The sequence below is a fragment of the Arthrobacter sp. 01T428 genome (assembly GCF_056398685.1).
In genome coordinates this window covers 283,774-296,101 of sequence record NZ_JBFTPW010000008.1, presented here as the reverse complement: position 1 = coordinate 296,101, position 12,328 = coordinate 283,774, and the positions used below count along the sequence as shown (strand labels likewise).

The following is a 12,328-nucleotide window of genomic DNA, read 5'->3' as shown; positions in this document are numbered from 1 at the left end:
CCTGGGGCTCGTGGCTCCGGCGAACACCATGGCTGAGATCGTGGCCGACCGGCTGCACGGCGGCCAAGCGACGTTCCCCGGCTTCGACACCGCCACCAAGCTCAAGCTCTCCGGCGTGGACGTGGCCAGCTTCGGCGATGCGTTCGCCACAACCGAGCACTCCCTGGAGATCGTGTACGCCGACCCCGCCCGCGGCGTCTACCAGAAGATCGTCACCACCGACGATGCCAAGACCCTGCTCGGCGGGATCTTCGTCGGCGACGCCACCCCGTACATGAGCCTGCGCCCCCTGCTCGGCCGGGAACTGCCCGCCGAACCAGGCGCCTACCTCACCGCTGCGGGCGGCGGGGACGCCCCCGAGACCGAACTCCCGGACGACGCGATCCTCTGCTCCTGCAACAACGTCGCCGCAGGCAGCGTCCGCGATGCCATCAACGGCTGCGGTTCCTGCGAGGGCAACGCCCCCGTCCAGGAACTCGGCGAACTAAAGACATGTTCGCGGGCCGGCACCCAGTGCGGTTCGTGCGTGCCGATGATCAAGAAGCTCCTCGAAGGGGAACTAAAGAAGTCCGGCATCGAAGTCTCCAAGGCCCTGTGCGAGCACTTCAGCCTCTCCCGCCAGGAACTCTTCGACGCCATCCGCGTGCTGGAGCTGACCTCCTTCGAGGACATCCTGGCCAAATACGGCACCGGCGCGGGCTGCGACATCTGCAAGCCGACGATCGCGTCGATTCTCGCCTCACAGAACAGTGAATACGTGCTCGGTGCCGGGCGCGGTACCCTGCAGGACACCAACGACCGCGCCTTGGCAAACATGCAAAAGGACGGCACCTACTCCGTGGTCCCCCGCATCGCCGGCGGCGAAATCACGCCGAAGGGCCTGGGTGTCATTGCCCGCGTTGCCGAGAAGTACGGCCTCTACACGAAGATCACCGGCGGGCAGCGGATCGACATGTTCGGGGCCCGCCTTGAGCAGCTCCCGGAGATCTGGAAGGAACTCGTCGACGCCGGCTTCGAGTCCGGCCAGGCGTACGGCAAGAGCCTGCGCACCGTGAAATCCTGCGTCGGATCTACGTGGTGCCGCTTCGGTGTCCAGGACTCCGTCGCCATGGCCATCAACCTGGAACTGCGCTACCGCGGCCTGCGCAGCCCGCACAAACTCAAAATGGGCGTCTCCGGCTGCGCCCGCGAATGCGCCGAAGCCCGCGGCAAGGACGTCGGCGTCATCGCCACCGACAAGGGCTGGAACCTGTACGTCGGCGGCAACGGCGGCTTTCTGCCCGCCCACGCACAGCTCCTCGCCCAGGACCTGGACGACGACACCCTGATCAAATACATCGACCGCTACCTCATGTATTACATCCGCACCGCCGACCGCCTCCAGCGCACTGCCCGCTGGCAGGAAGAGCTCGACGGCGGCCTCAAACACATCGAAGACGTCATCATCCACGACTCCCTTGGCATCGCGGACGACCTCGAAGCCGCCATGGCCCGGCACATCGACACCTACCAAGACGAATGGGCAGAGACCCTCAAGGACCCCGAGCGCCTGCGCCGCTTCCGTTCCTTCGTGAACGCACCCGACCAGAAGGACGAGGCCATCGCCTTCGTCCCCGAACGCGGCCAAATCCGCCCCGCCACCAACGAGGAAAAAGGCGGCGTCCTCATCGCCAGCACGATCCCCGTTCGCGGCCAGGACTAAGGAGCACAAACCATGCAGCTCACCATCGACCTCACAGGCCGCGACGTTCTGGTCACAGGCTCTACCCACGCCGCGCGGCAAGCCGTACGGCGCTTCGAAGCCGCCGGCGCCATCGTCCATCGGCTCAGCACCCCCGACGGCGCTGACTCTGACGGCCCGCTGCCCGAACGCCCCTTCCTGGTCGCGGCCGTCGACGACGGCCAGCCCGGCTGGGAGCCCTTGCTTGCCCGCTGCCGGGAAGCGGGAATCCCCGTCGCAAGCGAACCGGCTGCCGGCGAGGCCGGCCACGTTACCCTGGTCGGCGGCGGTCCCGGCACCCTCGAGTTGCTGACCATAGGCGCGGTCAACGCGCTGCGTGACGCCGACGTCGTCTTCTACGACCGGCTTGCCCCCTACGCGGAACTGGCGCGACTGACGTCCGCGGAACTGGTGGATGTCGGCAAGCGCCCAGGGCACCACAAGGTCGCCCAATGCGACATCGAAACGCTCATGGTGGACGCCGCGTTGACCGGCAAGAACGTAGTCCGGCTCAAAGGCGGCGACCCTTATGTATTCGGCCGTGGCGGCGAAGAAGTCAGCGCCTGCGTGCAGGCTGGGGTCCCGGTCCGCGTCATCTCGGGCGTCACGAGCGCCATCTCGGTCCCGGCGGCCGCGGGCATTCCCGTCACTCACCGCGAGGTCAGCCACATGTTCACCGTGGTTTCCGGCCATGCACCGCTGACCGAGAAGGAACACACGCACCTGGCCGGACTCGGCGGGACCATCGTGGTCCTCATGGGCATCGGCACCCTCCCCCAGCTCGCTGCCGGGCTCCGGCGGGCCGGGATGGATCCAGCGATGCCCATGGCCGTCGTCGAACGCGGCTACCGCCCCGGGCAGCGCACCACCATCGCCGAACTCGGCACCATTGAAACCGCGGCCGCAGGCTGCACCAACCCGGCCGTCCTGGTCATCGGCGAGGTGGTCCGCGTGGCCGAAGCCAACCGCGATCACACCGAAGCCACCGCAGACCTTGACCTCCTCGCGGCTTCCCTCCTTGAAGCCTGAAAGAACACACATGACTACGCTGAATGCCCTTGATTCCATCGATGCAGGCTCGCCGCTGGCCACCCCTGGACCAAACGACGATGCGCCGCTGGACGGTTTCCGGATCGGAGTGACTTCACACCGGCGTTCACGTGACCTGATCGAGGCGCTCGAGCGGCGCGGCGCTTCCGTGCTGCACGCTCCGGCTTTGAAGATCGCGCCGGTCCAGGAAGACATCACCCTCATCGAGGACACGAAAACGATCATCGCGGCCAAGCCGGATATCTGCATCGCCACCACCGCCTACGGCATGCGGCGCTGGTGCGAAGCCGCGGACTCCTTCGGCATCGGCGAGCAACTTCTCGATGTGCTGGGGGCCTGCCGCATGTTCGTGCGCGGGCCAAAAGCCCGGGGCGCGGTCCGCGCGGCAGGCCTTGCCGACGTCGGGATCAGCAGTGACGAAACCACCGCCACACTGGTGGATATGCTCCTTCAGGAAGGAGTCCGCGGGAAGACCGTCGCCGTGCAATTGCACGGCTACACCGACGTCCGCCAGTTGGAGCGCCTCCGCATGTCCGGCGCGACGGTCCTCACTGTCACCCCGTACCGCTGGGTAAAGCCCGACGGCGAAGACAAGCTTCCGCGCCTCATCGAAGCCGCCTGCTCCGGGGACTTGGATGTGCTCACCTTTACGAGCGCGCCCGCGGTAGACGCCATGTGGAGCACGGCCCACGAGATGGGCCTGTACCGCCAGCTGATCGAGGCCCTCAAGACCCAGGTGACCGTCGCCGCCGTCGGGCCTGTCACCGCACAGCCGTTGGTCGACGCCGGGCTCAGCCCCCTCATCCCGGACCGCTACCGCATGGGTGCGCTCATCCGGCTCGTCACCGAACATCTGGCCCTGAACCATGTCCGCCGGCTCGACACCCCCGCAGGGCACATCGAGCTGCGCGGCCGCTGTTTGAGGATCGATGGTTCCGTGGTGGAACTGGCCCCGGCTCCGCTGCTCCTGCTGCGCGCGCTTTTGGGAGCCGGGGGCGCGGTGCTGTCCCGAGAGGCCCTTTCCGACCTTCTGGAATTGCGTGGCTCGGTCCACGCCCTGGACATGACGGTGAGCCGCTTGCGGTCCTCGCTGCCGGACGGAAAGCTCGTGGAAACCGTCGTCAAGCGGGGTTACCGGTTGCGCGTCTAGCCCTGGTTCTTGTGGACGAGGTAGATGGCACCGGTGGTGACGTCTTCCTCCAGCGCTTCCAAGGTCCGGCCACGGGTTTCCGGAACTTGCTTGACGACGAAGACCAGGGCAAGCGCCCCGACGACGGCGAAAAGGAAGAAAGTGCCCGTGATCCCGAGCCCCGCGACCAGCGACGGGAAGAACAGCGAAAGGAATCCGTTGACGACCCAGAGGAAGAAGATCGAGACGCCGGTGCCGAAGCCGCGCATATGCAGCGGGAAGACCTCCGACAGGTAGACCCACACCGCGACGTTCAGGAACGTCTGCATGGACCCCACGAAGGCAACCACCAGGAAGAGGATCACGTACGGGCGGATCGGGTTGCCGACGGGCAACATCATGGATGCGAACCCGATGAGCAGGTGGCAGCTGGTGGTCAGCGCGAGGCCCAGAATGAAGGTCTTGCGACGGTCGATCCGGTCCATCAGGGTCAAGGCGATGACGCCGCCGATCACGGCGATCACTCCGGGCGCGATGTTCGCGATGAGCGCGCCGCTCTCGTTGAAGCCCGACTCGACGAGCACCGTCTGGCCGTAATACATGATCGAGTTGATGCCGGTCAGCTGTTGGGCGACGCCCAAGCCGATTCCCACAAGCAGGATGCGGAACAGGTTCTTGTTGCTGAAGACCGCACGCCAGCCGATCTGCTGGCTCTCCCGCTCCTCCTTGGCGACGTTCTCCACCTCGCCGAGCTCCGCGAGCGCACGGTCCTCGGAACGGACGGACCGAAGCACGGCGAGGGCCTCATCGTGCCGGCCCTTCTCCACCAGCCAGCGCGGCGACTCGGGCACGCGGAGCATGCCGAAGAACAGCGCGATCGCCGGCAACGCGCAGACCGCAAGCATGATGCGCCAGACGCCGGGAACGTCACCCCACACGATGCCGATGATGGCGTTGACGACGAAAGCCGCCAGCTGACCGACGACGATCATGAGCTCGTTGCGGCCCGCCAGGGAACCACGGATCTCGAACGGGGCCATCTCCGCCAGGAACACGGGGACCACCGCCGAGGCGCCGCCCACGGCGAGACCGAGCAGGACGCGGCCGACGACGAGCACGCCGACACTCGGGGTGAACACGCACACCAAGGTGCCGGCGAAGAACAGTACCGCGAGCAGAATGATCGTCTTGCGGCGCCCCCACCCGTCGGAGATGCGCCCGCCCGAGAGCGCGCCGATCGCCGCGGCGAAGACGAGCGAGCTGGCGACGATGCCCTCGGTGAACGGGGTGAGGCCGAGTTCGGCCGTCATTGGCCTCAGGGCGCCGTTGATGACACCCGTGTCATAACCGAACAGCAGTCCACCGAAGGTGGCAATCAGGGCGACCAGGCCAAGGCGCTTACGATGCGGGCCGTTGCTCAGGGGAGGAAGCGCGACCGCGCTGCCGACTCCCCTGTGGCTTTGCGTAGCAGACATCAGGACTCCTTTGTCTTGTGATGCGGGTCATACACCCGCTCTGAATAACAGACTAACGCGCGAAAGACTTAAATGTAAGGTCAATCTAACAAATGACTTAATTGAGACTTTCTCCGCCGTGGGAAGATGAGGGCATGGGTCTTGACCGGCAGCTCCGTCCCGCAACACAGAGCGATGTTGCTCGTGAAGTCGGCGTCTCCCGCACGCTCGTGTCTTTCGCCTTCCGTGGTGCTCCAGGCGTCAGCGACGAGACGAAGCAGGCCATCTTCGAGGCGGCAAAACGTCTCGGTTACCGGCCCAACGCAGCCGCTGCAGACCTGGCACGCAAGCATCGCTCCGCCGTCGGGCTCTATTTGATGGACATCCACAACGAGGTCTATGCCGACATCCTCAGCGGCGTGAGGATGTCGCTCCCCCAGGCCCACAACCGACTCATCCTAAGCGTCTCCCAGTCTATTGACGGCGTAGACGCGGGAGCCGTGGACTCGCTGATCGAGGCACGGGTGGGGATCATCATCGCCGCAACGCTGCTGGAGCCGGACGAACGGGTGCGGGAACTGGCCCGGATAGTCCCGATCGTCAGCGTCGCGCGGCCAGTACCCGGCGTCGACAGCGTGTATTCCGACGACGACGCCGGCGCCCGCGCCGCCACCGAACACCTCCTCAGCCTTGGACACACCCGGATCGCCCATCTGGCCGGACCCGATTATGACGGCCATACGGTCCGCCGGAGAAGCTATGAGAAGGCAATGCGCGGCGCCGGCCTGGCTCCCCGGACCGTACCGGCCCATGACTTCACGCAAGATGGCGGAATGCGTGCCGCAAGTAAAATCCTTGACTCAGCGGACCGCCCGACCGCCATCTTCGCCCACAACGACCAGTTCGCGCTGGCGGCACGCGAAGCCGCCTACGCAAGGGGCCTGGCCATTCCCGGGGACCTGTCGCTGGTGGGCTATGACAATTCACGGACCGGCCGGCTCCACGGCATCGAGCTGACGTCCGTCGACCTCCACGCGATGGAACTGGGAAGTGTCGCCGGAGCCGTGGCCATGGACCGGCTCAATCATGCTCAGGCTCCCATCGCGGACGAGCGCCTCATTCCCGAGTTGGTGGTCCGCAACTCAACGGCACCCGCCCCCATGTGACCCAGCTCATTACCGGCGGGTAACCATCAGGGAACGAGCCACCGCCAAATGGCAACAACAGGGAAACACCACCGAAAAACCCCCCGCCTACGCTGGGCATAGGCACATCAACCACAGCTCAGTTCAGCGAAGGGACCATCATGTCCATCACACCGTCCGCAGGCTCCGTCCACCTCGTCATCGCCGGAGCCGGGCCCGCAGCCCAGGCCCTGGTCCGTCGGCTGACAGGCAACAGCACTACTTCGCGACAGCCGGGAACCACGGTGTTCCCCGGCAACATCACCGTGCTGAGCAACCGCGACGAGTGCCCCGATGCGCTCCTGGAGCTGGCCGCCCTCCCCCAGGTCTCCGTGCGTTTCGGCCAGGCCGCGAGCTTCATCGATGTCCAGGCCCGCACGGTGACCACCACCGAAGGCCTCGAGTTCACCTACGATCAGCTGGTCATTGCCACCGGTTCCGCCCCCATGTACCCGCCGGTGCAGGGCGCAGCACGCAGCCTCAACTACTCCACCATCGACGACGCCGAACCGATCGGCACCGCGGTCAAGGACATCACAAGGGTCCTGGGACGTCGTCCTTTGGGGATTCTGGTTGGTACCGGTCCGGCGGCCGGCCAGGCCGAAGCGGTGCTGCGTGCCCGCGGAGTCCGACCCATCCGTACCACCTTGCGTCCAGCTGCGGTCATGCCTTCCGTCGCCGGTTCGGTCCTGCCGGCTACCGGAATCGTTTTCGAGGACGGTAGCAGCATGAACGGCGACCTTGTGGTGCTCGCGGAGGAACGGCTCCCCCGCAACGGGCTCGCTGAAAGTGCCGGTCTGCAAACAGCTCCCGACGGCGGCATCAAGGTGGGGCGCGACTTCGCCACTTCGGTGCCGGGTATCTGGGCGATCGGGGACGCCGCCTCCCGGGACGGCATGCGCCTTGGGCTTGTTTTGTCCTCGAATGCCGCAGCGGCTCACTGCGCCGCCCGGCTTGAGGAAGACGCCAGGCTCCGCACTTCCAGTGCCACCCAGTCCCCGGGTTCCGCGCGCTCCGCAGCCGCCTAAGGGAGCCTCCACGGCAGCCGGGCAGTGTGGCAAGATGGTCATTTGATGAGCCGCGACCCTTGCGGCACACCGGGCCCGCCACGGAAGGACCTCCATGAGCAACGAAGCCTCGAGCGTACTGGACAACAGTGCAAGCATCGCTTCATACATCGACCACACTCTTCTCAAGCCAGAGGCCAGCGAGGCCGAGGTGCGCCACGTCTGTGCCGAGGCGGCTGAGTACAAGTTCAAGTCGGTGTGCGTCAACCCGATTTGGGTCAAGACCGTCACGAAGGCGCTCAAGGGTTCCGGAGTCCTCACCTGCTCGGTTGTCGGCTTTCCGCTGGGCGCCACCCCCAGCGACGTCAAGGCTTTCGAAGCACGCGGTGCCGTATTGGATGGCGCCGATGAAATCGACATGGTGATCAACATCGCCGCGGCCCGCGCCGGGGACAAAGGCGCATTGGTGGATGACATCACGACAGTGGCGGAGGCGGTCCACGCGGGTGGAGCCATCCTCAAGGTCATCATCGAGACTGCCCTGCTGACTGATGAGCAAAAGGTCCTGGCTTGCGAGGCGTCGGTGGAGGCCGGGGCGGACTTCGTGAAGACCTCGACCGGTTTCAACGGTGGCGGCGCCACGGTGGAAGATGTAGCCCTCATGCGCAAGACGGTAGGCCCGGATCTCGGCGTCAAGGCCTCGGGTGGAGTACGTTCCCTCGCCGATGCACAGGCTATGATTGCTGCTGGTGCAACACGTATCGGTGCGAGCTCCGGAATTGCCATCGTCAAAGGTGAACAAGGTTCATCCGCGTACTGAGTTTCCCGGCAGCCGCCATAGTTTTTGAGCCCCCCGGGGCCGAGGAGGAAAGCATGTCCCAGAACGCCAGCCAGCCCATCGAAAAAGAGAACCCCATGGGCCAGAGCATTCTGCTCTTTGTATTCAGCATGGTCCTGTTCCTGGGCGCCATCTACTCCTTGACTTTCCTGACCCTGGAGAACACCTGGCCGATGGCCGTCTGCCTGGTCCTCTTTGGCCTCGCCTTCTGGATCCCGCAGACCATTCTCGGCCGCTCCAACTCGGCGGGCGAAAGCTAAGACCTAACCGCAAAACTGTGGCCCCGGACATTTAGTCCGGGGCCACAGTTGTTTAAGTGCGACTCCTTCGAAACCAAGTAGTACCACTCGCATGGGGCTGAAAAAACGGGTAACACCACTCGTTGTTTGTTAAAGACCGCCCATGCCAGCATGTGGTCATCGATTGAATGGGCAATCGAAGCAAGGGTTGGAAATTTCGAATTCATTGCCGCTGTCGCCTGTTCTGGGGAATACCAATTCACAAAGGAGTCTCACTCATGCGCAAATTCAGCAAAAAGGGAAAAGTCTACGCGGCAGCAGCAACACTCGCCCTCGTGGCAGCAAGCGGCGGAGCGGCTTATGCCTACTGGAGCACCACCGGTAGCGGATCTGGCGGAGCGGCCAACTCGGCCGGCGGCGGAACGGTGACGCTGCACGCAAACTTCGCCCCGGGACTTGCCCCCGGTAACTCGACGTCTGTCGCCTACACGGCCGACAATGCGAGCAACACTGACACAGTGGTGGGAGCCCTCACAGCAACGGTATCCACCAGCGACCCCACGCATTGCCTCGCTACCTGGTTCACGGTCACGGCGGTGACCTCGACTTCGCCCGTGGCACACAACTCAACCGGCACGTCCGTCGGCAGCGGAACACTGACCTTCCTCAACGACGCCGCGAGCCAAGACTCCTGCAAAAGCGCCACGGTTACCGTCACGGTCGGAAGTCTCTAGTAATTCAACTGGTGGGTCCATCACGGGCCCACCAGTTGTCGCTGTGCGTTCGCTTGAGAAAAACCCACGAAAACAGATCTAGAGGAGGCCCAGGTGCCGAGCATTCCGGAGTTATTCCACTCGCCGCTTTGCATCGTCCGAGCGGGAGCCAAAGTGCTTCTGGCAGGCCTCCTTTTGGTGACCCTCACGTCGGGCGTCGTGCTCGCCGCCAGTAGTAATGGCAACGGCAACCAGAACACGCCAAAAGCCATCACCCTGCAGCTTGCCCCAAGCAGCAGATCCGTCACCCAGGGGACAACGGCGAGCTACAACGTCGTGGTCCAGCCCTCAGGCGGGTTCGTCGGCAACGTCGCACTGACAATCTCGGGGCTGCCAGCAGGCGCCACAGCATCGTTTTCGCCCGCAGTCGTCGCCGTCGGGCCGGGATCGGCGTCCTCGAACCTCGACGTCTCCACGACTTCCGCCACACCTCTTGGCATGTACTCCCTGAGCCTCAACGGCACCAGCGGGACGGTACAGTCCGCCGTCGTCGTCGCTTCCTTGACGGTGACTACCGGGCAACACCAAACGTTCACCATCTCAGGCGGCCCCACCGGGCTTTTGGCGCCGGGCAGTGCGGTGCCGATTAATCTTCAATTGACGAACCCGGGCAATTCCAGCCTGAATGTCACTGGCCTGACCGTTTCCGTCACGGGAATCACCCGGACCGCCCAGGCCGTGGCTAACAACCGGCCGTGCAATCCTTCGGACTACACAGTGGTTCAATTCAGCGGCACTTATCCGATATCTGCCCCACCAGGCAATTCCTCGCTTTCCGGGAGCGGAATTCCGGCAGCTCAGTGGCCGCAAATAAAGATGCTGAATAGCTCGCTCAACCAGGACGGTTGCAAGGGTGCCACGCTGCAGCTTTCCTACTCCGGAACGGGACAGGGTAACTGAAATGCGGGTAACTGACATGAAAGCGAACCGCTGGATGAAGTCGGGCCCCCTGCTCGCAGCGAAGGCAGGCGTGACAGCCGCGCTACTGAGCCTGGTCCTTGGCGTTGGAACGGCCTACGCCTACTGGAACACCATTGGCATCGGGAGCGGCTCGGCAGCCAACGGCACCATGCAGACCGTCACCGTGGACGCCTTGGTCGCCGGCGACTCACCTTCGACTACCTTGGTTCCTGGCGGAAGCGCCGACGTGATCGTGCGCGCGAGCAATCCAAATGGCTTCGCCGTACAGGTCTACAGCTTCACCTCCAACGGGACCGCCACTGCGGATTCATCGCACCCGCTATGCAGCACCACGGGCGTGACCTTCAACGCCCCGGCCGCCCCTCTGACGCCATCAGTGTCCATACCGGCGAATTCCTCCATTCTGATCACCCTCCCAGCAGCCGCGTCGATGTCGACGGCTTCACAATCAAGCTGCCAAGGCGCTGTATTCCACCTTCCAGTGACGATGGCGGTCCGCAAATGAACAAGCCCAAGCACTCTGCAGGCCGCGGAAACAATCGGGCGGTCCGCAGTCGCGTGACGTGGACGCTCCTTGCGGTGCTCTTCATCTCCTGGGGCGGCCCGGCAGCCAACGCCTTTTGGCAGTCGCTGAGCAGCAGCAACTTCGGGGCGGCAAAAGCCGACAGCATGCCGCAAGGCGGCACTCCCTCTGCGTCCCTGAACGGCACGAATGTCACCGTCAGCTGGGCAGCTGTTTCCACACCGGCCGGACATGCAGTGACGGGTTACACCGTAGCCCGCTACACCTCTGCGAGCGGTGGTACCGCGGTGGCCGCAGGAGGCGGCTGCGCGGGCACGGTGACCACCCTTAGTTGCATTGAACAAGGCGTGCCAGGCGGCTCCTGGTACTACACAGTCACACCGGTCATCTCCTTGTGGGCCGGCGCTGAAAGCGCACGCAGTTCTGCAGTCAATACTGATTCGACGCCCCCCACTATTAGCGTGACCTCGGTTTCCCCGACGCCGAACACGGCAGGCTTCAACCGCACGGGCACGGTCACGGTCAACCTCGCCGCCATAGACAATACGGGCGGTTCGGGCGTTGCGAACATCAACTACGCGGTCGACGGCGGCAGCACAGTGACGGTCAACGCCGCCACGGCGGCCGTAAGCGTCAGCGGCGACGGCAACCACTCGGTGTCCTACTTCGCCACTGACGTCGCAGGGAACACCAGCAGCCTGCAGACCCAAACGGTCAAGATCGATACCACTGCCCCGGTGGTGGGAGTTGCCTCAATCTCGCCAACGCCAAACTCCTTGGGCTACAACAGGACCAGCACGGTGACGGTTAACCTCAGCGCGACAGACGCCGGCGGTTCGGGCGTCGCGTCGATTACCTACCATGTGGACGCCCTTCCCCCGGTCACCGTCAACGCGGCCACAGCCGCGGTGAGTGTCAGCGGCGGTGACGGCACTCATACGGTGTTCTACTCCGCCACTGATATCGCAGGGAACACCAGCAATTCCCAAACTCAAACGATCAAGATCGACACTACGGCCCCGGCTGTCAGCTCGGTCACCATGGCCAACGGTGGGACAGGAAAGACAGCCGATTTAGGAGATACGCTCACCATCGTCTTCTCGACCGACATGGACGCACACACCCTGTGCAGTGGTTGGGATTCGACGTCCGCCACCCTGACTGCCACCGGCACCGCCAGTATCAGCGCAGGCAACGTATTGACGTTCGTTGGCTCCACCTGCCCGGCGCCAGCATTTGGCAGCGTCTCCCTTGGTGCCGCCTACAACACAGGCACCTCGGCTCGAACCTTCTCGGCAACCATGGCCTGGACCCAGTCCTCCGGAACCCTCGTCATCACCTTCACCTCCAACGGCTCGGGTGGCACCGCGGGAACTGGCCTCTCACCGGCTACTCCGGTCTACTCTCCGGCAACGGGCGCTACTGACAAGGCTGGCAACCCTGTTGGAACTGTGACCGCCGGCGGCCAATCGAAGTTCTGAGATCCACCG

The 12,328-nt window shown here is 64.5% G+C and carries 12 protein-coding genes; 11 read left to right on the top strand and 1 reads right to left on the bottom strand.

Annotated elements, in window-relative coordinates; genetic code table 11:
• From nirB to AC1DJB_RS12070, 3 genes are all read left to right on the top strand, one after another.
• Nucleotides 1-1,702: nitrite reductase large subunit NirB (gene nirB, locus AC1DJB_RS12080; RefSeq protein WP_441437695.1), on the top strand; the 1,702-nt coding region annotated here is incomplete at its 5' end.
• Nucleotides 1,703-1,714: 12 nt separating this feature from the next.
• Nucleotides 1,715-2,749 (top strand): uroporphyrinogen-III C-methyltransferase, encoded by a 1,035-nt coding sequence (gene cobA, locus AC1DJB_RS12075; RefSeq protein WP_441437694.1) that lies wholly within the window; start codon nucleotides 1,715-1,717, stop codon nucleotides 2,747-2,749.
• Nucleotides 2,750-2,759: 10 nt separating this feature from the next.
• Nucleotides 2,760-3,920: a uroporphyrinogen-III synthase gene (locus AC1DJB_RS12070; RefSeq protein ID WP_306961261.1), complete on the top strand. Its 1,161-nt coding sequence runs from the start codon at nucleotides 2,760-2,762 to the stop codon at nucleotides 3,918-3,920.
• On the opposite strand, the gene AC1DJB_RS12065 is transcribed toward AC1DJB_RS12070, so the two are convergent.
• Nucleotides 3,917-5,374 (bottom strand): sugar porter family MFS transporter, encoded by a 1,458-nt coding sequence (locus AC1DJB_RS12065; RefSeq protein WP_284989802.1) that lies wholly within the window; start codon nucleotides 5,372-5,374, stop codon nucleotides 3,917-3,919. The genes AC1DJB_RS12070 and AC1DJB_RS12065 overlap by 4 nt on opposite strands.
• Nucleotides 5,375-5,508: 134 nt before the next feature.
• Here AC1DJB_RS12065 and AC1DJB_RS12060 point away from each other — a divergent pair, with 134 nt between their 5' ends.
• From AC1DJB_RS12060 to AC1DJB_RS12025, 8 genes are all read left to right on the top strand, one after another.
• A complete protein-coding gene (locus AC1DJB_RS12060) occupies nucleotides 5,509-6,519 on the top strand; it encodes a LacI family DNA-binding transcriptional regulator (RefSeq protein WP_441437693.1) in 1,011 nt (336 codons plus the stop codon).
• Between the two features lie 140 nt (nucleotides 6,520-6,659).
• Nucleotides 6,660-7,565, top strand: coding sequence for an FAD-dependent oxidoreductase (locus tag AC1DJB_RS12055; RefSeq protein WP_306961257.1), 906 nt, complete (start codon nucleotides 6,660-6,662; stop codon nucleotides 7,563-7,565).
• A gap of 94 nt (nucleotides 7,566-7,659) precedes the next feature.
• Nucleotides 7,660-8,364 carry a deoxyribose-phosphate aldolase gene (gene deoC, locus AC1DJB_RS12050; RefSeq protein ID WP_441437692.1) on the top strand — a complete coding sequence of 235 codons (705 nt, stop codon included), beginning with the start codon at nucleotides 7,660-7,662 and terminating at the stop codon, nucleotides 8,362-8,364.
• Between the two features lie 53 nt (nucleotides 8,365-8,417).
• On the top strand, nucleotides 8,418-8,642 hold the full coding sequence (locus tag AC1DJB_RS12045; protein ID WP_284989806.1) for a hypothetical protein: 225 nt from the start codon (nucleotides 8,418-8,420) through the stop codon (nucleotides 8,640-8,642).
• Nucleotides 8,643-8,899: 257 nt separating this feature from the next.
• Nucleotides 8,900-9,355 carry a hypothetical protein gene (locus tag AC1DJB_RS12040; RefSeq protein WP_332601501.1) on the top strand — a complete coding sequence of 152 codons (456 nt, stop codon included), beginning with the start codon at nucleotides 8,900-8,902 and terminating at the stop codon, nucleotides 9,353-9,355.
• Between the two features lie 93 nt (nucleotides 9,356-9,448).
• Complete coding sequence (locus AC1DJB_RS12035; protein ID WP_441437691.1) at nucleotides 9,449-10,294, top strand: COG1470 family protein; 846 nt, start codon at nucleotides 9,449-9,451, stop codon at nucleotides 10,292-10,294.
• Between the two features lie 16 nt (nucleotides 10,295-10,310).
• Nucleotides 10,311-10,820, top strand: a complete 510-nt coding sequence (locus tag AC1DJB_RS12030; protein ID WP_476910289.1) for a hypothetical protein — start codon at nucleotides 10,311-10,313, stop codon at nucleotides 10,818-10,820.
• Nucleotides 10,817-12,319: an OmpL47-type beta-barrel domain-containing protein gene (locus AC1DJB_RS12025; protein ID WP_441437689.1), complete on the top strand. Its 1,503-nt coding sequence runs from the start codon at nucleotides 10,817-10,819 to the stop codon at nucleotides 12,317-12,319. Before AC1DJB_RS12030 ends, AC1DJB_RS12025 begins: the two co-directional genes overlap by 4 nt.
• Nucleotides 12,320-12,328: the final 9 nt, after the last annotated feature.

Coding starts and splice junctions, on each gene's coding strand:
- deoC (WP_441437692.1), top strand. CDS start 7,660: ATGAGCAACGAAGCCTCGAGCGTACTGGACAACAGTGCAAGCATCGCT.
- AC1DJB_RS12030 (WP_476910289.1), top strand. CDS start 10,311: ATGAAAGCGAACCGCTGGATGAAGTCGGGCCCCCTGCTCGCAGCGAAG.
- AC1DJB_RS12055 (WP_306961257.1), top strand. CDS start 6,660: ATGTCCATCACACCGTCCGCAGGCTCCGTCCACCTCGTCATCGCCGGA.
- AC1DJB_RS12065 (WP_284989802.1), bottom strand. CDS start 5,374: ATGTCTGCTACGCAAAGCCACAGGGGAGTCGGCAGCGCGGTCGCGCTT.
- AC1DJB_RS12040 (WP_332601501.1), top strand. CDS start 8,900: ATGCGCAAATTCAGCAAAAAGGGAAAAGTCTACGCGGCAGCAGCAACA.
- cobA (WP_441437694.1), top strand. CDS start 1,715: ATGCAGCTCACCATCGACCTCACAGGCCGCGACGTTCTGGTCACAGGC.
- AC1DJB_RS12045 (WP_284989806.1), top strand. CDS start 8,418: ATGTCCCAGAACGCCAGCCAGCCCATCGAAAAAGAGAACCCCATGGGC.
- AC1DJB_RS12025 (WP_441437689.1), top strand. CDS start 10,817: ATGAACAAGCCCAAGCACTCTGCAGGCCGCGGAAACAATCGGGCGGTC.
- AC1DJB_RS12060 (WP_441437693.1), top strand. CDS start 5,509: ATGGGTCTTGACCGGCAGCTCCGTCCCGCAACACAGAGCGATGTTGCT.
- AC1DJB_RS12070 (WP_306961261.1), top strand. CDS start 2,760: ATGACTACGCTGAATGCCCTTGATTCCATCGATGCAGGCTCGCCGCTG.